The sequence below is a fragment of the Exiguobacterium sp. SH5S4 genome (assembly GCF_004337045.1).
Classification (GTDB): Bacteria; Bacillota; Bacilli; order Exiguobacteriales; family Exiguobacteriaceae; genus Exiguobacterium; species Exiguobacterium aurantiacum_A.
In genome coordinates, this window is sequence record NZ_SJUQ01000001.1 from 209,151 (window position 1) to 231,188 (window position 22,038).

Consider the following 22,038-nt stretch of genomic DNA (forward strand, 5'->3'; position numbering starts at 1 on the left):
TCTGGAAAGAACGGCTTAGGAATGAGAGGGAAATTATGAGTCCACAAGATCAATTGAATCGATTACGTCGTGAAATGGATGAGTTGAACCGGGAGATGCTCGACTTGATTAGTCGTCGTGGAACGCTCGCGGTCGAAATTGGAAAAGTGAAACGTCTTCAAGGTGTGGAGCGGTATGACCCGATTCGAGAACGAGAAATGTTAGATTTCATCGCCGCCTCGAATCCCGGTCCTTTCGAGACGTCACGCCTTCAGCATTTGTTCAAAGAAATGTTTAAAGCGTCTGCCGAGTTGCAAGGAGAAGATCGAGATAAAACGTTGCTCGTGTCGCGCAAGCGTCAAGCAGAAGATACGATCGTCACATTGAAAGATGTAGTCATCGGTAACGGTCGGCCGCAATTGATTGCCGGTCCATGTGCGGTCGAATCGTTCGAGCAAGTGAATGCAGTGGCTGAGAAGTTAGCGTTGTCCGGCGTGAAAATCATGCGCGGCGGCGCCTATAAGCCGCGGACTTCACCGTACGACTTTCAAGGTCTCGGATTTGAAGGCCTCAAACTGTTGAAACAAGCGGCCGATCGCCACGACTTGCGTGTCATCTCAGAGATCATGACACCGGGTGCGGTCGAGTCAGCGCTGCCTTACGTCGATATCATTCAAGTCGGGGCGCGCAACATGCAAAACTTCGATTTGTTGAAAGAAGTCGGAAAGACGTCAAAACCAGTTCTACTGAAGCGGGGTCTTGCGGCGACGATCGAAGAATTCATTTATGCGGCGGAATACATCATGGCGAGCGGCAATAGCCAAGTCATTTTGTGCGAACGCGGCATCCGGACGTATGAGCGGGCGACACGTAACACGCTCGACATCACGGCCGTTCCGATTTTAAAACAAGAGACACATTTACCGGTCATGGTCGATGTCACCCATTCAACGGGACGACGCGATTTGTTGCTTCCGGCAGCGAAAGCGGCGCTCGCGGTCGGTGCCGACGGCGTCATGGTCGAAGTGCATCCGAATCCGGCAATCGCCTTGTCTGATGCCCAGCAGCAGCTTGATTTCAATCAATTTGATCAGTTCATCGATGGGCTCACAGCTCAGTTCCCTCAACTTGATTTGGTGAAAAAATAAGCTTTCCAATTGGAAACGTTTTATATAGCGTGAAGACAGGGTAAAATGATGACAGATACCTGTCTTCCTTTTTTGATACGTTTTTTGAAAATCGTTTGAAAATCATTGCTTGTAGGAGGAGTTTTAATGAATAGTAACAATATCACAATCTATGACGTCGCGCGCGAAGCCGGGGTGTCGATGGCGACCGTCTCACGTGTCGTCAACGGAAACCCGAACGTGAAGCCGACAACCCGTAAAAAAGTACAGGACGCAATCGATCGACTCGGCTATCGTCCGAACGCCGTCGCACGTGGTCTTGCGAGTAAAAAGACGACGACAGTCGGCGTCATCGTGCCAGACATCTCAAACATCTTCTTTGCTGATTTAGCACGCGGAATCGAGGACGTAGCGACGATGTATAAATACAACATCATCCTCGGCAACTCGGACTCGAACCGCGACAAGGAAATTCATTTGTTGAACACGTTACTCGGTAAACAAGTCGATGGGATCATCTTCATGGGCGGCCGTCTTCACGAAGACCTCGTTGATGAGTTCAAAAAATCACCGGTCCCAATCGTTCTTGCAGCGACGTTGAACCAAGGGTATGACCTCCCAGCGGTCAATATCGACTATGAGCAGGCTGCCTATGACGCAACCAAAATGTTGATCGGCCACGGCCATAAACAAGTCGGCTTCATCACGGGGCCGCTCGAGCAACAAATCAATGGCGAGAAGAAGTTCTCTGGCTACCGCCGTGCCCTTGAGGATGCGGGACTTCCGTTCCGTGAGAACGATGTCATTCTTGGGAACTATACGTATGCGTCTGGCCTCGAAGCGATGCAAAAGATGCTCGGACGCGATGACTGCCCGAAAGCAATCTTCGCCGGTACGGACGAGATGGCACTCGGCGTCATCCATGCGATCCAAGATGCAGGGTATTCTGTGCCGAACGATTTTGAAGTCGTCGGTCACGATAACACGCGTCTCGCCACGATGATTCGTCCGAAGTTGACGACGGTCGTTCAACCGATGTATGACATCGGCGCTGTCGCTATGCGATTATTGACGAAAATCTTGAATGCTGAAGAAATCGAAGAGAAGAACGTCGTCTTGCCGCACCGGATCGAGCGTCGTGACTCGTTACGAAAAGACTGAATCAAAAAACCCGATGTGAGTTGGCAATTGCCAACTTACATCGGGTTTTTCATAAGTAAAGTGACTTGCGGTCGTTTGAGATGAACGGCCAAAATGCGCGTTTCGTCACTTCCCAGTTCTTCTCTTCGATTTGTTGCCGTCGCGGAATATGGTCGAACGTGTACGCATGGTCATCCCATGTCGTCGGCAACGGCTGGTCTGACTCGTTTTGCCACCGTTCAATCCAGGCGGACGGGATGTCGCCTGCGTACGGAGCTTCGCGTGTCAATCCGGCCCACACTTGCGACCAGGCGCGCGGGACAGCTCGGAACCAGTCGTACCCGCCGCCGCCTAAGGCGACGAGTCGTCCTTCCGTGTACTCGTCGGCGAGGCGAGAGGCGATTTGAGGGATTTGTTCGAACGTATGAATCGTCGAGGCGAGATGCGTCAACGGGTCGAACGCGTGCGCATCAGCCCCGTTCTGCGTCAAGATGATATCTGGTTTGAACCACTCACACGCTTCCCGGAGCACGGTCTCGTAACAGCGCAGGAACGATTCGTCTTGGGTGAAAGCATCAATCGGGACGTTCCAACTATAGCCGTAGCCGTTCCCGTTGCCGCGCTCTGTGACCGCCCCTGTGCCTGGGAAGAGGTAGCGGCCGGTCTCGTGGATCGATAGCGTCATCACATCCTCGTCATCATAGAACAGCCATTGGACACCGTCTCCGTGGTGAGCGTCTGTATCGACGTAGAGGACCCGTGTCCCATATTGCTTGCGGACGTGAGCGATGGCGACGGCGGCGTCGTTATAGACGCAAAAGCCGGACGCTTTTCGTCTCATCCCGTGATGGAGCCCGCCACCGACGTGAAAAGCGCGTTCGACTTGTCCGCTCGCGACGAGTTCAAGCGCATGCATCGTTCCGCCGACGAGCCGGGCAGCTCCTTCGTGAATAGCTGGGAAGATGGGCGTATCTTCCGTCCCGAGTCCGAATTTATTTGCTTTCAGCCCTGACAGTTTACCCGCGGCAGCTGCTTGGACGGCCTCGATGTAGTCAACGTCATGGACAAGCGCGAGCGACTCGACTGAAGCGATCGGTGAGGCGATCCACTCAGAGGCTGACAGTTTTCCGGAATCGACCAGAAGAGATGTCGTCAGCTCTAAACGGATCGGATTGAACGGATGATCCGCGTGGAAGCGGTACGAGTTCTCATTCTCCCCGAATATGTAGGCGGGTCTCATTGGAACATCTCCGGACCCAGTACGTCAAAACCTTCTCGCTTTAATCGATCGATGATGCGCAGCGGGTTCATCGTTTGAACACGGAATGAGATGATTCGCTTATATGGATCGGGTGTCGGATGGACGAAGACGTTGATGATATTCACGTTCGTTTTTGCTAAGAGCCGCGTCACTTTTTCAAGTGCACCGGTCGTATTCTCGACAAGGATCTCGATTTGTGAGCTCGGTTCGAGTGCGCCCGTCAATTGGACGAAATAACGAAGTAAATCGGTTTCGGTCAACACACCGACAAGTTTCCCTTGCTCGACGATCGGCAGGCACGTCAAACGATATTCATAGAACAGGGCGGCCGCGTCTTCAAAAAAATCGTACGGGTGGGCCGTCGTCACGTCTTGACGCATAATGCTCGAGACGGGGTTTTTAAAGTCGGCACGCTCACTCTCTGGATGAAATACACTTGTGGCACCGCTCATCTCGAACTGACCGATAATCCCGACAACTTGCCGGGCCGGATTGGTGACGATCAAGTGGCGTACTTTATGGTCGCGCATGAGTTTTGCCGCGTGCGCAATCGTATTGGTCGGTTGAATCGTCACGACGTGGCGATTCATCATTTGCTCAATCAGCATCGTAACCCTCCTCAGTCATACATGAACCGGCGTCGAAGCCGGAGTGAATCGAAGTGATCGATCGATTCTTGCCGCACGTTTTTTCCGATGCGGGCCATCAGACAGTTGGCCGGGTGGGACGCGATTTCCGGATCGTCCGTCGGATAGAAGACAAGACCGCCGTGGTTCATCATTTTCTCCATCACTTTGCGGTAGTCCCAAATCGACAGACCGCTTCCTTTTAGATCCCAGTGCCAATAGTATTCCGTCGTCAAGATTAAAAAATCATCCATATGGGGATCTAGCATCGACACTTCGAGTAGCTGTTTACCGATCCGTTGTCCCCGGAAGCGTGGACTCACCTCGATGGCGCCGAGCTCGAGAATATATGGATCATTCCCCTCACTCCAACGTTCATACGGGTCTGGATACAAATACGTGACGTAACCGATGACGAGGTCGTCAACGCGCGCCACGATGATCCGTCCTTCTTTCAACCCGGCAATTTCAACGAGCGCCTTATGTTGGTCTTCTGGCTCTCGAAACGCGGTCAAGCCTTCATCAAGCCGATACGTTGCGAGCACGTCGCTCTCGATTGGTCCATCGATGATTACGGCTCCGAGTGAGGTTTCCCACACTTTTGAATGATATTGTTTTTCCATGGAGTCACCACCTTCTTCACGTTCTATTATAGCGCTTTCATTGCACAACGTTCACACTGTTTTGGAGTTTTTGGAAATTCATTGATTTGTCATAATATTAACACTATACTGAAAGTGGTTACACCATTCATTATAGGGGGAGGCGAATCTTTGACGATGGAAAAATTGAAAGCGTTATCAGGGGAGCATCAATTAGCGTCGTATGAAGAGGCTTGTCAGTCGTTCGAGTGGACGCAAGCAGAAGGATTATTGTCTTGGAACCTGACTGGAAATGTCAACATGGCGTACGAGGCGATTGATCGTCACGCTGAAGGGGAGCTGGCGGACAAACTGGCACTGCTCTATTTCGATGGGGATCGGGAAGAGCGGTATACTTACGCGCAGATGAAACAGGAAAGTAATCGCGCTGGAAATGTTCTGAAATCGGTTGGGGTGGAGAAAGGCGATCGTGTCTTTGTCTTCATGCCGCGGAGTCCAGAACTTTATTTTATTTTACTCGGTGCGTTAAAGCTCGGTGCGATTGTCGGACCGCTATTTGAGGCGTTCATGGAACAGGCGGTACACGACCGGTTGCTCGACGCGGAAGCGAAAGTCATCGTGACGACAGAGGCGCTGTTGCCGCGTATACCCGTCGATCAATTGCCACATCTTGAGACGATTTTGCTTGTTGGCGACGACGTCGACGAGTCAGGGAAAATCATCGATTACCGGAAACTGGCGAACGATGCATCGACCGATCTCGATATTACATGGGTCGACCGAGAAGACGGCATGATCTTGCATTATACGTCGGGCTCGACCGGGAAACCGAAAGGCGTCTTGCATGTCCATAACGCCATGATCCAGCACTTGATGACCGGGAAATGGGTGCTCGATTTGCAACCGGACGATATTTACTGGTGCACCGCCGACCCGGGCTGGGTGACGGGTACGAGTTACGGAATTTTTGCGCCGTTCTTGAACGGGGCGACGAACGTGATCGTCGGCGGACGGTTCAACCCTGAGTTTTGGTACTCGGTCATCGAGCGGTTCGGCGTCACCGTCTGGTACAGCGCGCCGACAGCGTTCCGGATGTTGATGGGCGCGGGGGAGGAAGCGTTCGAGAAGTACGACTTGTCATCACTGCGCCACATTCTATCGGTCGGCGAACCGCTCAACCCGGAAGTCATTCGCTGGGGCAACGAATCGTTCGGGCTACGCATTCATGACACGTGGTGGATGACGGAGACAGGAGCGATGATGATCTGTAACTATCCGACGATGGACATTAAACCGGGATCGATGGGGAAAGCGATTCCTGGCTGTGAGGCGGCGATCTTAGACGACCGTGGCCAACCGCTACCACCGCATCGGATGGGCAACTTGGCATTGAAGACGCCTTGGCCGTCGATGATGCGTAAAATTTGGAAAAATGATGCGAAGTACGAGAGCTACTTCTGGGGTGACTGGTACGTATCTGGTGATTCGGCCTATATGGACGAGGACGGTTATTTCTGGTTCCAAGGCCGAGTGGATGACGTCATCATGACGGCAGGAGAGCGGGTCGGACCGTTCGAAGTCGAGAGCCGCCTCGTCGAGCATCCGGCTGTCGCCGAAGCCGGAGTCATCGGGAAACCGGATCCGATCCGCGGTGAGATCATCAAAGCGTTCATCGCGCTCAGAAAAGGCTATGAGCCATCGGACGAATTGAAAGCAGAAATCCAAAAATTCGTCAAAGAAGGTTTGGCGGCCCATGCGGCACCGCGTGAGATCGAGTTCAAAGACAAATTGCCGAAAACGCGGAGCGGAAAAATTATGCGTCGCGTCCTCAAAGCATGGGAGTTGAACCTTGAGGCCGGAGACTTATCGACGATGGAAGATTGAGCATAAAAAAGGTCGACACGCGATGTGTCGACCTTTCGTTTGGCTTGCGTTATGAAGCGTCCGCCTCTTTCTCGGCTTCTTCTTTTGCTTTCGCTTCATCTTCAGCTTTCTTCTTGGCTTCAGCTTCGGCTTTCTTAGCAGCATCAGCTTTTTTCTTCGCTTCGTCTTCGGCTTTCTTTGCGGCCTCAGCTTTTTTCTTAGCTTCAGCTTCAGCTTTTGCTTTTGCATCAGCATCACGCTGTGCCTCGGCATCTTGTTGCGCCTGTTCAGCCTCTTCTTTGGCTTCTTCGGCTTTTTGTTTTGCTTCTTCAGCTTTCTTCTTCGCTTCCTCTTCTTTCTTCTCTTCAAGTTTTTTCTTCTCAGAGAACGTTCCAGAGTCTTTGAAGTCGTCCGGTTTGACACTAGACGGTTGGCTGAATCGTGCGTTTACGTTGATTGCTTCTGGGTTGTCAGCATAAACACGGTTAATAGTTTGTGACCAAATTCGTTGTGTACGTTGATAGTATTGACCTGACGTATTATCACTCACCATTTCAGCTCGCTGAGAATCATAGCCGGACCAAACGGCGAGGGTGACTTCAGGGTTTGATCCAACAAGATAAGAATCACGATGATTGTTTGTTGTACCTGTTTTACCCATCCAGTCGCCAGGGACGTTCATCAAAGATTTGGCGTAAGTTGCCGTACCTGACGTGTAAACGTCACGAAGCATGTCAACAATCAAGAATGAAGTGCGATCGTTATAGATGCGTGTCTTTTTCGATTTAGCTTCAAAAATAGTTTCGCCTTGATATTCGATTCGTTCGATGAAGTAAGGTTCAACGTGCTCCCCATAATTGGCAAGCATGGCGTATGTTGAAGCGAGGTCAACAGGTCTCACTTCACCAGTACCTAATGCCATGGCAGATGCAATGCGGTTGCCATCAGAAACTGGAATCCCCATGTCGATTAGTTTTTGTGTATCGGTTGGTTTTTGGTTGCGCTCTTCGTAAATCTTAACTGCCGGGACGTTTAAAGATAGCTTAAGTGCATCTCGAACCGTGACAGGGCCACGGTACGTTTTTCCTTCGTTTTGCACTTGTTTCGGAGGTTGTCCTGGACCGGTGAATTTATAGAAATATTCTTCGTCGATGACTGTTGTGGCCGGTGTGACCATTCCGGATTCAATCGCATTGGCGTAAACTAAAATCGGCTTCGCTGTCGATCCGATTTGACGTTCCATCCAAAATGCCCGGTTCAAATCATCCGTTTCACCGTTCACATAGCGACCGCCGACAAATCCGAGTACGCGACCCGTCTTGTTTTCAATCATAACTGACGACGTTTGTTCAGGAACCGTGCGATTTTCTTCTTTTACATACTGATTCGGCCCGAAATTACCTGCGTTTTTGGCCGGTTGCTGCATCGCTTCATGGACTTGCTTATCGAGCGTCAAATGAATCTTGAAGCCACCTTGACGTAGCATATTATGCGCCCGTTTGGCATATGTCGTCTTAATCGAGGCTTGATCATCAGCATTTAATTCTGACAACGTGATGCTATCTTGTGCGAGCAAGTAGTCGGTGATAATTAGGCGCGCTTGAAGTTCCGCTTCATCAACTACATACGGATACCGGTCTCGCGGCTTCGACTGTGTCTTCATGAAGTCTTGCGTGATGTCGTAATTATATGCGGCGTCATAGTCTGCTTTTGTAATCTTGCCGGCGACGTACATCCGGTTCAATACCGTCTTCATCCGGTTGATCGCCGGTGATACATCTTCTTTAATGACCCCGCCTTGATAGTAAGGGGTGTAAAGGAACGGGTTTTTCGGGATGCCGGACAAGAACGCGGCTTGCGGCAACGTCAGCTTCTCGGCCGACGTGTTGAAGACACCGCGCGAGGCGGCCTCGATGCCTGAGATGTTGCGTCCCATCGAGTTACGGCCGAACGAGACGACGTTCAAGTAGGCGTTCAAAATCTCGTCTTTGTCCATCGCTTTCTCTAAACGGAGGGCAAGCAAGATTTCTTTTGCTTTCCGTTCGAATGAGACCTCGTTCGTCAGCATTTGGTTTTTAATGAGCTGTTGGGTTAGTGTCGAACCACCTGTCCGTTCTTCCGAACCGGTCGCTTCTTGCAGGATGGCCCGAAGCGTCGCTTTCGGGACGACGCCGTCGTGTTCATAAAACTCGACGTCTTCGGTGGCGAGTAAGGCATCGACGACGAAAGGTGAAACTTTATCGACCGTGATCGGTACCCGAACTTCATCGGTCGTATAGTTCCCAATCCGTTCACCGCTTCCAAAATAAATATCGGACGTCGATGAGTACGTATTGATTTGTGACGTCATCGTTTTATAGGCTGGAGCCGGCATATCTTTAACGAGTGATGCGAAATACCCGGCCCCGATCCCGGCGCCTAAGAAACCGATGAGGACGACAGAGATGATGGTGAGGAGCAAAACGTTCCACGACACATCATAAAATACAGTGGCATAACGGCGGGCTTTCAACGACTTTGGTGTGTTCCATATGTCTCGAATCTTCTGCAGCATGACAGCCTCCTTAATATGGTGTAAAACTATTTTAGACAGTATTATATACGATTATAGCACAAGTCCTTGCCCACCTTATCGTGAATGAGCAGACTAATGCAAGTTTCAATCTTGCAGTTGACAACGAGGAAACGGAACTTATAAAATGGATAGCATAGTCAATAATAGTAGACGCGATGAAAAAAACGAAGTAGTCGGTTGACCGCTTGTCCAGAAAGCTAGTGGGTGCTGTGAACTAGCCAATGTCAACGATGAATTACACTTTTGGAGCGTGCCATTCGGCCGGGTTGGGACCGTTATCTCTCGTTTTAAGTGGCCACGGCTGTGGCAATTAGGGTGGTACCGCGGAATCTCCGTCCCTTCTCATTTGAGAAGGGGCGTTTTTTTATGTCAATTGAAGGAGTGGAAAACATGGAACTATTAAAAGATTTAGAATTTCGAGGGCTCGTCAACCAAATGACGGATGAGGCAGGATTGAAAGAGCAACTGAGCAAACCGACGACACTATACACAGGGTTCGACCCGACGGCGGACTCGCTCCATATCGGACACTTGCTACCGATCTTGACGTTGAAGCGTTTTCAAGAGGCGGGGCACCACGTCATCGCGCTCGTCGGTGGCGCGACCGGGATGATTGGCGACCCGTCAGGACGGTCGGACGAACGCTCGCTCAACACGCTCGATACGGTCAAAGAATTTTCGGACCGGATCAAAGATCAGTTGAGCCGCTTCCTCCCGCTCGAAGGGGAGAACCCGATCACGATCCGCAACAACTATGAATGGACAGAAGAGCTGTCGATCATCGATTTCTTACGTGACATCGGCAAGCACTTCCCGATCAGCTACATGCTCGCGAAAGACTCGGTCGATTCGCGCATGGAAAACGGGATTTCGTACACGGAGTTCTCATACATGTTGCTCCAATCGTTTGATTTCTTGAAGTTGTACGAGACAGAGAATTGCCGCCTCCAAGTCGGCGGCAGCGATCAGTGGGGCAACATCACGGCCGGGCTTGAATTGATCCGTCGCTTCGGCCATTCGGAGAAGGCGTTCGGTCTGACTGTGCCGCTCGTCACGAAGTCGGACGGACAGAAGTTTGGGAAGACGGCCGGTGGTGCGGTATGGCTCGACGCGGACAAGACGACACCGTACGAGTTTTACCAGTTTTGGATCAACGTCGACGATGCCGACGTCATCAAGTTCATCAAGTACTTCACGTTCATGACGCATGAAGAGATCGACGCGCTCGAAGCGGAAATGACGGCAGCACCTGAAAAACGTGCAGCACAGCGCCGTCTCGCCGAAGAAATGACGAAGCTCGTCCACGGGGAAGCGGGTCTCGATCAAGCGGAACGCATCACGACAGCGTTCTTCAGCGGTGATTTGAAGACGCTCGAGCCCGAGGATATGGATGCCGCGTTCAAAGGGATGCCGCAGTTCGAACTCGACGGCGAACGCAATCTCGTCGATCTTCTCGTCGAGGCGAAAATCGCTCCATCAAAACGCCAAGCGCGCGAAGACGTCCAAAACGGGGCGATCTACTTGAACGGCGAACGCGAGCAAGCGCTCGACAAGCTCGTCACGTGTGAAGACACGCTTGGGGACTTCACAATCATCCGCCGAGGCAAAAAGAAATACTTCGTGATCCGTCACGTCTAACCGATCCGTCCATGTCCGCAAAGTTTGCGGACATGGACTTTTTTTGTTGTGTCAAATCAGGTGTGGTCTGATACCATTTCAAATATAGAGACCGAGGAGGACGTCTAATGGATATCGAAGAGTTTTTTGGCGAACAGTTTCATCAGTGGCGGGAACGGTTCCGTTATTACGAGATGGCGATCACGGAGCTTGAGAGCGACCTTGGCATCATCGACCTCGATTGGCAGACCCGACTTGGCTATTCGCCGATCGAGCACGTGAAGACGCGGATGAAGACGTTGCCGTCGATCATTCGGAAGATGAATCAAAAACAGCTCCCACTCGAAGTGGAAGCGTTATGGGACAATATTTATGACGTCGCCGGCGTACGGATCGTCACGAGTTTCCGCGATGACATCTACGCGATTCTCGATCACTTGAAAAAGCGGGACGACTTACAGATCGACGTCATCAAAGACTATATCGAACATCCGAAGCCGAGCGGTTACCGCAGTCTCCATCTGATTGTGCGGACGAAAGTGTACTTGGCGGAACGTGTCATCTGGGTGCCGGCCGAGATTCAAATTCGGACGCTCGCGATGGACTTTTGGGCGGCGACCGAACATAAGCTTCAATATAAATATCAGCATCAAATCCCCGAGACGTCACGGCAAGAGCTCATCGAGGCGGCCCGAATGGCGGACGCGCTCGATACGCAGATGGGCCGGATTCGCGAACAGATCTTGATATAAAAAAATCCCCTTCTCGAGAGAAGGGGATAAAAGCATTAACGTGAGTAGTACTCAACGATGAGTTGCTCTTTGATTTGGTCGTTCAATTCAGCGCGCTCAGGGATACGTACGTACGTACCTTCGAGTTTCTCAGCGTCGAACGTGATGAATTCTTTTGTAGCTGGTGCTACTTCAAGAGCTTCAGCAATCGCTTTGAAAGTTTTCGATTTTTCGCGAACCGAGATGACTTGACCTGGTTTTACACGGTAAGACGCGATGTCTACGCGTGAACCGTCAACTTGGATGTGACCGTGGTTGACGAGTTGGCGTGCTCCACGACGTGTGCGAGCGAGGCCCATACGGTAAACGAGGTTGTCAAGGCGTGACTCGAGCAAGAACATGAAGTTCTCACCGTGGATACCTTGCATTTTCCCAGCATCGTTGAAGATGCGACGGAATTGCTTCTCGTTGATTCCGTACATGTGACGGAGTGCTTGCTTCGCTTGAAGCTGAAGACCGTATTCAGAGATTTTACGACGACCATTGCCGTGTTGGCCTGGTGCGTAAGGACGTTTTGCTAATTCTTTACCCGTTTCGCTAAGCGAGATGCCTAAGCGACGCGAGAGTTTCCAAGCTGGACCTGTGTAACGAGCCATGATTGGACTCCTCCTTGTTGTTCATGTATTTTGCACAAAAGAACAACGGTGTCAAAGACGGGTGACGCCCCTTTCTAGGTTCAAGCACCTTCACTTGATAGCGAAGCTACAAGATGCTCCTCCGACTCAGTCGAGGCCCGAAAGGTGGATACGTCTGTCTAGGACTGCTATCGTCATTTCATGCACAAAAATCAGTATACGATGGATCGAGCAGCTTGTCAATCAGATGAAGCGAAGTAATGTCTGGCAAAATTGCTCTAAGCCTTGGCGATCGACTTCTGAGAAGCGATCGAACTCGGGACTGTCGATATCGAGGACGCCGATCGTTTTGCCGTCACGGATGAGCGGGACGACGATTTCAGAGTTCGAGGCCGCATCACAGGCGATATGGCCTGGGAATTGGTGGACGTCGGCGATCAACTGTGTCTCTTGTGTCGAGGCGGCGGTGCCGCAGACGCCTTTGCCGAAGGCGATATGGACGCAAGCAGGAAGACCTTGGAACGGTCCGAGAATGAGGCTGTCGTCACCGTCAGTCAAATAGAAGCCGACCCAGTTGATGCGGTCAAGAAACTGGTTGAGCAGAGCGCTCGCGTTCGAAAGGTTAGCGACTTGGTTCGTCTCTCCTTCGAGCAGGGCAGCGAGTTGTTTGTTAAGTAAGTCATAGCCGGCGGCCAGGTCGCCAGAGTAAGTAGTAGTTTGGAACATTTGTTTCCCTCCTATATCAAGATGTACTTCAGATTAGCATCATGGTACACGCATTTTTTTATTTTGTCTCCCAAAAAGAATTTCGCGGAAAATAACATTCTCTCCCTAAACCGTTGGAAAACCTATGCAAAACATTGTTTCTATAATATGATTATTAATATCTATACTTATAAAATACTTCATTTTCTTCTTAAAGATACATAAGTCCACGAAAGCGGCTTGGAGGTTGTTACAGAGATGGATTACGGAATATACGGAATTTTAATTGGAATTATTGTCATCGCTCTAGGAGCAATGTTAGGTAGTATGCTAGCTAGACGAAGTTTTTACCAGAAAATTGATGATTTGGATATGCGAAAACAAGGCATCCTGAGTGCGAGTGTCCCGGCCGAGCTTCAAAAGTTCAAACAGTGGCCGATGGAAGGCGAAACGAAAGAAAAATTCGAACGCTGGCACCAGTCGTGGGATGAACTCGTCAGCGTCCACACGGGTCAAATCGATGAGGCGTTATACCGTTCAGAGGAAGACCTCGACAAATATCGTTTCCTTAAAGTCAAATCAGACTTGGCTGCGACCGAACAGGTGATCGAAGAACTCGAATCGATGGTTCACGCGATGCTCGATGAAATGGCGGAGTTTAACGACCATCATGCCTCCCTGCTAGATATCGTCAAAAAAGACGAGAAAGAACTGTATCAGTTCCGCAAGACGCTCATTTCTCAAAATAGCGCTTTTGGCCCGACGTACGATCTCGTCGAAACCGAAATCGCTGTTGCGGAATCGAAACGGACCGAGATGATGACGCTCAAGCAAGAAGGACAAGTCTCAGAGGCGTTCATGGCCGGCCAAGTCCTGTCTGAAAAGGTGACGAAGATCCGTGAACTCGTTCAAGTGATTCCCCAGTTTGTCCGGACGGTTCAATTTGACTTAAAGCACCAACTGAATCAACTGCGTGCGGGTCATAAAGAAATGCAGATGGATGGCTACGCCCTCGAGACGCTCGGTTTAGTCGAAGAGATCGAGCAGGCAGAAGACCGCCGTCTCGCGCTCATGACTCGGATCGAACAGCTTGATTTTGAACACTTTGAAACGGACATGCAGCAACTCAGTTCGGATATCGATCAATTGTTCGAGGCGTTCAGCTCCGAGGTCGATGCAAGGCAGTACGTAAAAAAAGAGTTTGCTGGGGTCAAAGAACGCGAACGTCAGACGAACGAATTGATGACGCGCCTTCACCAAGAGATGTCGCGGCTTGTCAGCAACTATGAAATCAATGCCCGGGTCGGTGAGGAGTTCGAACAATTGGACCGGGAACGTGCGGTGCTCGCTGCGAACGTCCTCGATATCGAACAAGCACTCGTCGCTCAGGTGATTCCGTTCAGTCTGATCAAATCAAAAGTGCAAGATGCGAAACGGTCACTCGACCAGTTCGGTGCGATGCATGAACGGTTTATCGAAAATACGAACTCGCTTCGTAAAGAAGAGCTCGAAGTTCGAAATAAACTCGAGTCATGGAAGAAGGAATTGTCCGCTCACCGTCGCCTCTTGGCGAAGAGCGCGATGCCGGTCGTTCCGACTGATTTGACGAGTGACATGCGACAACTTCAAAAAGGGGTGCAGTCGCTAGATGAACAGTTCGAGAAGGCACCGTTCAACATGACGTATATCGTCGGCCTCAGTCACGATGTCGAGGAAACGATGGATAACTTCCGTGACCGCGTCAAAGCACTGCTCCGGCAAGTGACGTATGCGGAACAGTTGCTCCAGTATGCGAATCGGTACCGTCGTCGTGATAACGAGGTGCATGTCGCCTTGACGCTCGCTGAGAACAAGTTTTTACACGGCGAGTACGGTACGGCCGTCGAAATCGGTGAACGTGTGCTCGGGCGCTTCGACGAAGGAGCGGCTCGCGAGATCCGTCAACGTGTTGAAAAAGGTTTAGAACAACAAGATATGCTTCGAAAATAATCTATGCATGAAGATTGACGTAAACGGGAATTAACGTAGACGTCAATCTTTTTTGAATCGAGGAGGAATTTTGTGATGGGAACGCTTTGGGTAAACGGAAAGATCTATACGCTGAACAAAGAACATGAAATGGCACGGGCGATGTATGTCGAGCACGGACGCGTGTTGAAACTCGGGGAGGAAGGTCATCTTCGCCGTACATACGCGGGCCGGATCAAACAGATTGTGAACCTCGAAGGGAAGAGCGTGTATCCGGCGTTTACAGACTCGCACATTCACTTGATCGGATATGGCGAGGCGCTCGACCGCATCGACGCGACCGAGACGACGGATTTAAACGCCTTGCTCGAAGCGATGAAAGCGAAGTCGGGAGGGGACGACTGGATCGTCGCTGAAGGCTTTAACGATCGTCTGCTCGGACAGATGCCGACACGTGAGATGATCGATGCCGTCATTCCGGATCGCCCGGTCGTCTTGAAGCGCGTCTGTCGCCACGTCGCCGTCGTCAACTCGAAAGGCCTCGAGCGCTTAGGCCTCATTCATCACACCGTCATTGAAGGCGGGAAGCTCGGACGTGATGACGACGGGAAATTGAACGGCGTGTTGTACGATGCGGCGCTCGATCTGCTCCATAAAGAGCTCGGCGGAAATCGTGAGAAGAACGTCGCCTCGATCCGTCGGGCCGTCGACTCGTTGTTCGCCCATGGGATCGTCGGAGCCCACACGGAAGACTTGTTCTACCACGGAGATCCGCTCGAGACGATTCAAGCATATGAAGATGTACTTCAAGAACTTCCGTTCCATGCCCATCTGCTCGTCCATGAACAAGTCGTTGATCAATTGCTACAAAAAGATGCGCTTGCGAAGCGCCTGCGCTTCGACTTCGGGGCGATGAAGATTTTCGTCGACGGTTCGTTCGGCGGCCGGACGGCGCTCTTGTTTGAGCCGTATGCAGATGAAGTCGGACAGCGCGGGATCGAAGTCCACCGCCCGGACCACCTCGAGGCGCTCGTCAAAAAAGCGCGCTCATACGGGATGAACGTTGCGGCTCATGTCATCGGAGATGCGGCGGCTGAGCAGTTCATCACGCTGCTCGAGAAGTATCCGGCGAAACGAGGGACGCGCGACCGCATCATCCACGCTTCGCTATTGAACGATTCGCTGTTGAAACGTATCAGTGCGTTGCCGGTCCTCATCGACGCGCAACCGGTCTTTTTGTCGGATGATATGGACTTGTTGTTCGACCGTCTAGGCAACGAGCGGGTCGATGACGCGTATCGGTTCAAATCGATGCTCGATACGGGCGCGCTCGTACTCGGGGGTAGTGATGCCCCGATCTCTTCTGTCGATGTTAGAAAGGGGCTCTATGCCGCTGTGACACGACAATCGTTTGAAGCGTCGGGTGCACTGAATCCGTCCGAGCGTCTATCGATGTACGAGGCGCTACGGAGTTTCACCTACTCGCCGCGTGTCGCGACCGGAACACATGGCCGTGACGGCCTGTTGATTCAAAGCTATAACGCGACGTTCACTGTGTGGGAGCAGGATTTCTTTGACTTGAACGGACAAGATATTTTGAACAACCGACTTGTCATGACCGTCGTCGACGGTTCGCCCGTCTACGAGGCGGACGTCATCAAAGCATGAGAAAAGGCTAGTCGTCCGCGATGGACGACTAGCCTTTGTCAGTTTAGAAGAAAGAGCGTTGCACTTTGTGCCAGAACGAGTTGGTTTTCAACTTGACCGTTTTGACGACCTTGTCCGACAATTCGATGTCGATCCGGTCTGTATATTTCAGACTAAGCGCTTCGTTATCCATGCCGATAATCGGATAATCGTTTCCGTCTTCAACGATGCGGAGCGACAGCTTGCGTGATGCGTGGACGATGAATGCTGAGCCGAGCGTGCGGTAACGGTTGTTGTTCACCGAAGCGATTTCACTCACTTGCATGCATGGGATGAGCGGGTCGACGACCGCGCCATTCAACGATTTATTGTAGGCGGTCGATCCCGTCGGTGTCGATACGACCATTCCATCCCCGCGGAACGTCTCGAAGTGGAGGTCGTCGATGTAGACTTCGATCGCGAGCGATTTGATGATACTCGATTTGATCGATGCCTCGTTCAGGCAGAGGAGTGGCGACGATTCGTTAATCGAAGCGGATAAGAGCGGATATTTCCGTACTTCGAGACCGGCTTCGATCCGGGCAGAGTTATCCGAGAATAAACGGTCGACTTCGTCGAGTTTATGTATATCGAAGTCACAGTAAAATTCGTTGAGGCCGCGGCCAAAACCGACATAGATGGCGTCTTGACGGAACCCGGTGTAACGGACGGCCTGTAAAAACGCGCCATCTCCCCCGATGGCGACGATGATGTTGGCATCTTCCGGGCGGTCCATGATGTTGAAACCATGTTTCTCCCCGATTTCTCTTAATTTTTTTACCTCTTTCGTGAACTCGTTGACGTTACGATGGTGCAGATACACGTTGTTTCTCATCTAAATCATCCCCTTTGTCAATTGTGTCCTTCTCATTATAACTTGTTTTAGGCGTCCTATATAGGGAAAATGACAATCAGGCCGTCTGAAGCAGGATGCTTGTCTTCGTGACGGCACCATCGATATGATGAAGAAGTAAAATTCAGAACAAGGGGATGATTTGATGCCAACATTTAAAGGGAATACAGTCACATTGCAAGGGAATCCAGTGAAAGTGGGAGATGCTGCACCCGATTTCACCGCCCTCACGACTGCACTCGAAGAAGTGTCGCTCGCGTCTTACCCAGGGAAGAAATTGATTAGTGTCGTCCCATCGATCGATACAGGACTATGCGACACGCAAACTCGTGCGTTCAATGAAAACGCGGCATCGCTCGGTGGAACGGTATTGACCGTCTCGAACGATTTACCGTTCGCCCAGCGACGCTGGTGTGCGGCGTCAGGTCTCGATAACGTCATCATGTTGTCAGATCACCGCGACCAGTCGTTCGCGCATTCGTACGGCGTGCTCATGGAAGAGCTTCGTTTGCTAGCCCGGTCAGTCTTCGTGATCGACTCGGAAGGAACTATCCAATACGTTCAGTATATGGATGAGATGACAGACGAAGTCGATTTTGACGCGGCGCTTGAAGCGTTCGACGCGGCAAACTGATTCACTTGGCGAAACGTGGACGAATAGCTTACACTATATTGTAGTTAACCAACCGGCTCTCGAAACGAGAGCCGGTTTTGTATGGAGGAGATGAACGACTATGGAACGATTTGAACAATTGTACCGAGATTGGAAGAAAGAAACGAAAAAATTGGTGGCCGACCTTGATTTATTGCCGCTCGAAGCATTGATCGAAGTGTTTGAGCGAGTCGACGTTGAATCGGAGAAACCGGATGACGTGCGCAAGGCAGTGAGTCTGCTTGTGCTTGAAGAGACGACAACGCTTCCGCCGAACCATCAACCGACACCGGACGCAGTCAGCTTATTTATCGGATATTTGGCGACGAAGCTCGTCAAAGACGGAGCGAACGTGCTTGAACTCGGAAGCGGCACCGGGACTCTCGTCCACGCCATTTTATCGCAAGTGAAGGACGCCACCGCACAAGCCGTCGAAGTCGATGAATTGATGCTTCGTTTGTCATATGCGATTAGCAATTTACTCAAAAAGCCGGTTTCTTACTTCCATCAAGACGCACTTGCACCGCTGTTCGTCGAGCCGAGTGACCTCACACTCGTCGATTTGCCGATCGGTTATTATCCGAACGACGAAGTGGCGAGCGGTTATGAGTTGAAGCGAGAAGAAGGTCATTCCTATTCTCACTTCTTGATGATCGAGCAGGCGATGCGGCATACGTTGCCGGGAGGCCATGGTGTCTTCGTCATCCCGAACAATTTGTTTGAACAGGATGATGAAGGGAAATTAAAACAGTGGATGGACCGAGAAGCGGTCGTGAAGGGTGTCCTCCAACTACCGACAACGATGTTCAAAGATGAACGGTATGCGAAGAGTATCCTCATCTTACAGAAGCAAGGAGAGGGCGTTACACGGCCGAAACAAGCGCTCCTCGTTGAGTTACCATCGTTCACTGACGTGCGAGCTGTTGCCAATATTGTGAAACAGATTGATGAATGGTTTAAAACAACATAATATTTATTGGGCAAAAGACTTGAAAAACATATGCCATATCAAGTATCTTCATTATGATACAGTTATCGGTTTTAAAGAGAACAGATAAAGAAACGTGTTTAAATCGAAAGGTAAGAGGTGTATGACATGACAAAAATTATGGCAGTCAACGCAGGTAGTTCGTCACTGAAGTTCCAACTTCTCGAGATGCCATCTGAGAACATGCTCGCGCTTGGTCTCGTCGAGCGCGTTGGAAAAGACGATGCGATCTTTACTATTAAATACGGCGAAGGGCAAAAGTTCAACGTCGTCACGCCGCTTCACACACATAAAGAAGCGGTCGAGCTTGCGCTCGAAAAATTGATTGACCTTGGAATCATGGCTTCGTTCGATGAAATTTCGGGTGTCGGGCACCGTGTTCTTCACGGGAAAGAACTGTACGCGGATTCAGTCGTGATCGATGAGGAAGTCATGAAGAACATCGAATCGTTCGTCGAACTCGGACCGCTTCACATCCCGCCTAACTTGACTGGGATTCGTGCGTTCCAAACGATTTTGCCGAACGTACCGCAAGTCGCCGTCTTTGATACGGCTTTCCACCAATCGATGCCGGAAGAAAACTTCCTGTACAGCCTCCCGTACGAGTACTACACGGAACACGGAGTACGAAAATATGGTTTCCACGGGACGAGCCACAAATATGTCACGCAACGTGCTTCTGAGCTACTCGGTCGTCCGCTCGAAGATTTGCGCTTGATCTCATGCCATCTCGGCAGTGGAGCGTCAATCGCGGCGGTTGCCGGCGGTCGTTCGATCGATACGACGATGGGCTTCACGCCACTTGAAGGAATCACGATGGGAACGCGCTCAGGATCACTTGACCCGGCCCTCATCCCGTTCCTTATGCAAAAAACGGGCAAGTCGGCTGAAGACGTATTGAACGTCATGAACAAAGAATCAGGCGTTTACGGTCTCTCGGGTATTTCAAGTGACTTACGTGACATCGAACAAGCTGCAGCAGAAGGTAACCACCGGGCTGAAGTGTCACTTAAAATCTTCTCGAACCGGATTCACGGTTACATCGGTCAGTACGCTGCTGAGATGAACGGTGTCGATGCCATCATCTTCACGGCGGGTGTCGGTGAAAACTCTGACGTCATTCGTGAGCGTATCTTGCGTGGGCTTGAATTCATGGGCGTCTACTGGGATCCATCGCTCAACAACGGAGCACGCGGCAAAGAGTTGTTCATCAACTATCCGCATTCGCCGGTCAAAGTCATCATCATTCCGACGAATGAAGAATTGGTCATCGCCCGCGATACAGTTCGGATCGCAAACCTTGTAGAAGCACACGCTTAATCCACACAATTTAACCTCTCTAGTCGCGCTGTTCATTCGAACAGCGCGACTTTTTTTAGTTCTTTTGTCATAGTTCATCCGGGGGAATTGTGTCTAAAGGATGATTCGAAAGATGTGAGCTGTAATAAAAAGAGTCAAAAAACGATACGTTTGTAACGTTCGAGTCATATTGCAACCAAAAATTGGAATTTAATATGACATAAAAAGTGGTATCTCTGTAAAGTTGTCATCTCTCGTTAAAATAGTCCGCTTTTGTAACACTCCTGTAATTTTAGTGTCACTCAAATGAATTTTAGTTGTAAACGCACGTCCGGTTGTTTCGTCATATAGTTATCTGGACGAAACATTACTCGTCTTGACGCATCGTGTTTATGTTTAAACGTAACAATCACCAAGAACTGACAACTATGAAAAACGACAAAACAAACCGACTGGGAAAGGACGAACCTCATGTTAAAAAAAATTGGAACGGTCTTATTACTGACGGTCATGACATTCGCCATGCTTTTACCGCAACAACCAGTAGAGGCGTCTTCTAAAATTTATGTAAAAAGCCAAGTGAATGGATTAAACGTTCGCTCAGCGGCTACGATTAATGGTAAGGTACTCGGAAAAATCAATAAAGGACAACAACTCCAACGCACTGGTACAAAAGGGGCTTGGATTCGCGTCAACTATAAAGGTAAGGCCGGTTGGATCGCAACCAAATACTTACGCACCGTTAAACCGGTTGCGAAAGCGAACGTGAAATCGTATACGATGAACGCTTCTGCCTACACACCATACTGCAAAGGGTGTTCAGGTAAGACGGCACTCGGATGGAACGTGCGTACACAAAGACATAACGTCGTCGCTGTCGACCCGCGCGTCATCCCGCTTGGTTCTAAAGTACAAGTGTATGTCGGTGGGAAGTTAATGGGTACGTACACGGCGGCTGACACAGGCGGCGCCATCAAAGGACATAAGATCGATATTCTCATGTACTCGCAAAGTGCGGCCATCAACTTTGGCCGCAAGACGGTCACGGTCAAAGTCTTATAAGCCAATAAAAAAGAGTCATCGCAAACGCGATGACTCTTTTTTATTGAAATTATTGACGAACGATCAGGACGTCGCACTTCGAGTACCGGACGATGCTCTCGGATACGCTACCGATAAAGAAGCGTTCGACCGCATTCAAGCCGGTCGCTCCACAGATGATAAGGTCAATTTCGTGATTCGGTGCGATTTTTTTCGCAATCGTCACTTTAGGCGAACCGTATTCAATGACCGTTTCGACTTCTTTGACACCACGTTCTTTGGCCCGATTGACATAGTCGTCGAGCAGTTCTTTCGCATAAGTTTCTGCACGTTCGGTAATCGTCCGATCGTATGCTTCGACCGTTGCGAACGTCCGTGTATCGATCACGTGACCGATATACAGTTTTCCGTCGTTTCGAAGGGCGACGTCGATTGCTGTTTCGAATGCGCGTTCCGCCTCTTTCGAGCCGTCGACGGCAGAAAGGATATGTTTGTAGACAATTGCCATGTAAATCCCAACCTTTCGCTTGAAATGTACGTGCGGCTTACATATATAGTATACCACTTCACTGGAAATTCACGCTCGGTTCTTTTGAGAATGGATGAAATTTTCACAACTTTCTTACGGAACAGGTTGAAGTTTGGAAATCGATAGATGGAACGGGTAAGATGATACAGAGGAGGGATGAC

General features: G+C 50.4%; 19 protein-coding genes and 1 other annotated feature. Of the genes, 11 read left to right on the forward strand and 8 right to left on the reverse strand.

The window, feature by feature from the left end:
* Positions 1-35 precede the first annotated feature (35 nt).
* Together EVJ32_RS01020 and ccpA are read left to right on the forward strand one after the other, a co-directional pair.
* On the forward strand, positions 36-1,127 hold the full coding sequence (locus tag EVJ32_RS01020) for a bifunctional 3-deoxy-7-phosphoheptulonate synthase/chorismate mutase (protein ID WP_131456038.1): 1,092 nt from the start codon (positions 36-38) through the stop codon (positions 1,125-1,127).
* Between the two features lie 126 nt (positions 1,128-1,253).
* Positions 1,254-2,267, forward strand: a complete 1,014-nt coding sequence (ccpA, locus tag EVJ32_RS01025; protein ID WP_131456040.1) for a catabolite control protein A — start codon at positions 1,254-1,256, stop codon at positions 2,265-2,267.
* 49 nt (positions 2,268-2,316) lie between these two features.
* Here ccpA and EVJ32_RS01030 read toward each other — a convergent pair whose 3' ends face one another.
* From EVJ32_RS01030 to EVJ32_RS01040, 3 genes are read right to left on the reverse strand one after another with little or no spacing between them, the layout of a single operon-like run.
* Complete coding sequence (locus EVJ32_RS01030; protein ID WP_131456043.1) at positions 2,317-3,486, reverse strand: acetoin utilization protein AcuC; 1,170 nt, start codon at positions 3,484-3,486, stop codon at positions 2,317-2,319.
* Positions 3,483-4,115 carry an acetoin utilization AcuB family protein gene (locus EVJ32_RS01035; RefSeq protein WP_016508472.1) on the reverse strand — a complete coding sequence of 211 codons (633 nt, stop codon included), beginning with the start codon at positions 4,113-4,115 and terminating at the stop codon, positions 3,483-3,485. The genes EVJ32_RS01030 and EVJ32_RS01035 overlap by 4 nt, the downstream gene beginning before the upstream one ends.
* A gap of 11 nt (positions 4,116-4,126) precedes the next feature.
* Positions 4,127-4,756 carry a GNAT family N-acetyltransferase gene (locus tag EVJ32_RS01040; protein ID WP_071397839.1) on the reverse strand — a complete coding sequence of 210 codons (630 nt, stop codon included), beginning with the start codon at positions 4,754-4,756 and terminating at the stop codon, positions 4,127-4,129.
* A gap of 156 nt (positions 4,757-4,912) precedes the next feature.
* Here EVJ32_RS01040 and acsA point away from each other — a divergent pair, with 156 nt between their 5' ends.
* Entirely contained in the window at positions 4,913-6,619 is a 1,707-nt protein-coding gene (acsA, locus tag EVJ32_RS01045) for an acetate--CoA ligase (protein ID WP_131456086.1), read from the forward strand.
* 49 nt (positions 6,620-6,668) lie between these two features.
* On the opposite strand, the gene EVJ32_RS01050 is transcribed toward acsA, so the two are convergent.
* Positions 6,669-9,152: a transglycosylase domain-containing protein gene (locus EVJ32_RS01050; RefSeq protein WP_131456044.1), complete on the reverse strand. Its 2,484-nt coding sequence runs from the start codon at positions 9,150-9,152 to the stop codon at positions 6,669-6,671.
* Positions 9,153-9,319: 167 nt separating this feature from the next.
* Positions 9,320-9,516, forward strand: a binding site (T-box leader).
* A 47-nt stretch (positions 9,517-9,563) separates the two neighbouring features.
* On the opposite strand from EVJ32_RS01050, the gene tyrS reads away from it, so the two are divergent.
* The gene (gene tyrS, locus EVJ32_RS01055) at positions 9,564-10,811 is read left to right on the forward strand and encodes a tyrosine--tRNA ligase (RefSeq protein WP_131456047.1); all 1,248 of its coding nucleotides are present in this window, start codon (positions 9,564-9,566) and stop codon (positions 10,809-10,811) included.
* Between the two features lie 107 nt (positions 10,812-10,918).
* On the forward strand, positions 10,919-11,542 hold the full coding sequence (locus EVJ32_RS01060) for a GTP pyrophosphokinase (RefSeq protein WP_070329485.1): 624 nt from the start codon (positions 10,919-10,921) through the stop codon (positions 11,540-11,542).
* A 35-nt stretch (positions 11,543-11,577) separates the two neighbouring features.
* On the opposite strand, the gene rpsD is transcribed toward EVJ32_RS01060, so the two are convergent.
* Together rpsD and EVJ32_RS01070 are read right to left on the reverse strand one after the other, a co-directional pair.
* A complete protein-coding gene (gene rpsD, locus EVJ32_RS01065) occupies positions 11,578-12,177 on the reverse strand; it encodes a 30S ribosomal protein S4 (protein ID WP_016508465.1) in 600 nt (199 codons plus the stop codon).
* A 222-nt stretch (positions 12,178-12,399) separates the two neighbouring features.
* The gene (locus tag EVJ32_RS01070) at positions 12,400-12,882 is read right to left on the reverse strand and encodes a GAF domain-containing protein (RefSeq protein WP_070329486.1); all 483 of its coding nucleotides are present in this window, start codon (positions 12,880-12,882) and stop codon (positions 12,400-12,402) included.
* Positions 12,883-13,119: 237 nt separating this feature from the next.
* On the opposite strand from EVJ32_RS01070, the gene ezrA reads away from it, so the two are divergent.
* Positions 13,120-14,850, forward strand: coding sequence for a septation ring formation regulator EzrA (ezrA, locus tag EVJ32_RS01075; RefSeq protein WP_131456049.1), 1,731 nt, complete (start codon positions 13,120-13,122; stop codon positions 14,848-14,850).
* A 75-nt stretch (positions 14,851-14,925) separates the two neighbouring features.
* Positions 14,926-16,497 carry an amidohydrolase gene (locus EVJ32_RS01080; RefSeq protein WP_131456050.1) on the forward strand — a complete coding sequence of 524 codons (1,572 nt, stop codon included), beginning with the start codon at positions 14,926-14,928 and terminating at the stop codon, positions 16,495-16,497.
* 43 nt (positions 16,498-16,540) lie between these two features.
* On the opposite strand, the gene EVJ32_RS01085 is transcribed toward EVJ32_RS01080, so the two are convergent.
* A complete protein-coding gene (locus EVJ32_RS01085) occupies positions 16,541-17,350 on the reverse strand; it encodes an NAD kinase (RefSeq protein ID WP_070329489.1) in 810 nt (269 codons plus the stop codon).
* A gap of 163 nt (positions 17,351-17,513) precedes the next feature.
* Here EVJ32_RS01085 and tpx point away from each other — a divergent pair, with 163 nt between their 5' ends.
* The 4 genes from tpx to EVJ32_RS01105 all read left to right on the forward strand — a co-directional run bounded on the left by tpx (position 17,514) and on the right by EVJ32_RS01105 (position 21,369).
* A complete protein-coding gene (gene tpx, locus EVJ32_RS01090; protein WP_071397833.1) occupies positions 17,514-18,002 on the forward strand; it encodes a thiol peroxidase in 489 nt (162 codons plus the stop codon).
* Between the two features lie 100 nt (positions 18,003-18,102).
* Positions 18,103-18,990, forward strand: coding sequence for a class I SAM-dependent methyltransferase (locus tag EVJ32_RS01095; RefSeq protein ID WP_071397832.1), 888 nt, complete (start codon positions 18,103-18,105; stop codon positions 18,988-18,990).
* Positions 18,991-19,116: 126 nt separating this feature from the next.
* On the forward strand, positions 19,117-20,328 hold the full coding sequence (locus EVJ32_RS01100) for an acetate kinase (protein WP_131456053.1): 1,212 nt from the start codon (positions 19,117-19,119) through the stop codon (positions 20,326-20,328).
* A 450-nt stretch (positions 20,329-20,778) separates the two neighbouring features.
* A complete protein-coding gene (locus EVJ32_RS01105; RefSeq protein WP_131456055.1) occupies positions 20,779-21,369 on the forward strand; it encodes a 3D domain-containing protein in 591 nt (196 codons plus the stop codon).
* Positions 21,370-21,418: 49 nt separating this feature from the next.
* On the opposite strand, the gene EVJ32_RS01110 is transcribed toward EVJ32_RS01105, so the two are convergent.
* Positions 21,419-21,856 (reverse strand): universal stress protein, encoded by a 438-nt coding sequence (locus EVJ32_RS01110; RefSeq protein ID WP_016508455.1) that lies wholly within the window; start codon positions 21,854-21,856, stop codon positions 21,419-21,421.
* Between the last annotated feature and the right edge of the window lie 182 nt (positions 21,857-22,038).

What these genes read in the sequence shown, in the direction of transcription:
- EVJ32_RS01050 (WP_131456044.1), bottom strand. Translation starts at nt 9,152, where the DNA reads ATGCTGCAGAAGATTCGAGACATATGGAACACACCAAAGTCGTTGAAA.
- ccpA (WP_131456040.1), top strand. Translation starts at nt 1,254, where the DNA reads ATGAATAGTAACAATATCACAATCTATGACGTCGCGCGCGAAGCCGGG.
- tyrS (WP_131456047.1), top strand. Translation starts at nt 9,564, where the DNA reads ATGGAACTATTAAAAGATTTAGAATTTCGAGGGCTCGTCAACCAAATG.
- acsA (WP_131456086.1), top strand. Translation starts at nt 4,913, where the DNA reads ATGGAAAAATTGAAAGCGTTATCAGGGGAGCATCAATTAGCGTCGTAT.
- EVJ32_RS01110 (WP_016508455.1), bottom strand. Translation starts at nt 21,856, where the DNA reads ATGGCAATTGTCTACAAACATATCCTTTCTGCCGTCGACGGCTCGAAA.
- EVJ32_RS01035 (WP_016508472.1), bottom strand. Translation starts at nt 4,115, where the DNA reads ATGCTGATTGAGCAAATGATGAATCGCCACGTCGTGACGATTCAACCG.
- EVJ32_RS01080 (WP_131456050.1), top strand. Translation starts at nt 14,926, where the DNA reads ATGGGAACGCTTTGGGTAAACGGAAAGATCTATACGCTGAACAAAGAA.
- EVJ32_RS01105 (WP_131456055.1), top strand. Translation starts at nt 20,779, where the DNA reads ATGTTAAAAAAAATTGGAACGGTCTTATTACTGACGGTCATGACATTC.
- EVJ32_RS01100 (WP_131456053.1), top strand. Translation starts at nt 19,117, where the DNA reads ATGACAAAAATTATGGCAGTCAACGCAGGTAGTTCGTCACTGAAGTTC.
- tpx (WP_071397833.1), top strand. Translation starts at nt 17,514, where the DNA reads ATGCCAACATTTAAAGGGAATACAGTCACATTGCAAGGGAATCCAGTG.
- EVJ32_RS01085 (WP_070329489.1), bottom strand. Translation starts at nt 17,350, where the DNA reads ATGAGAAACAACGTGTATCTGCACCATCGTAACGTCAACGAGTTCACG.
- EVJ32_RS01040 (WP_071397839.1), bottom strand. Translation starts at nt 4,756, where the DNA reads ATGGAAAAACAATATCATTCAAAAGTGTGGGAAACCTCACTCGGAGCC.
- rpsD (WP_016508465.1), bottom strand. Translation starts at nt 12,177, where the DNA reads ATGGCTCGTTACACAGGTCCAGCTTGGAAACTCTCGCGTCGCTTAGGC.
- EVJ32_RS01070 (WP_070329486.1), bottom strand. Translation starts at nt 12,882, where the DNA reads ATGTTCCAAACTACTACTTACTCTGGCGACCTGGCCGCCGGCTATGAC.
- EVJ32_RS01030 (WP_131456043.1), bottom strand. Translation starts at nt 3,486, where the DNA reads ATGAGACCCGCCTACATATTCGGGGAGAATGAGAACTCGTACCGCTTC.
- EVJ32_RS01095 (WP_071397832.1), top strand. Translation starts at nt 18,103, where the DNA reads ATGGAACGATTTGAACAATTGTACCGAGATTGGAAGAAAGAAACGAAA.
- EVJ32_RS01020 (WP_131456038.1), top strand. Translation starts at nt 36, where the DNA reads ATGAGTCCACAAGATCAATTGAATCGATTACGTCGTGAAATGGATGAG.
- ezrA (WP_131456049.1), top strand. Translation starts at nt 13,120, where the DNA reads ATGGATTACGGAATATACGGAATTTTAATTGGAATTATTGTCATCGCT.
- EVJ32_RS01060 (WP_070329485.1), top strand. Translation starts at nt 10,919, where the DNA reads ATGGATATCGAAGAGTTTTTTGGCGAACAGTTTCATCAGTGGCGGGAA.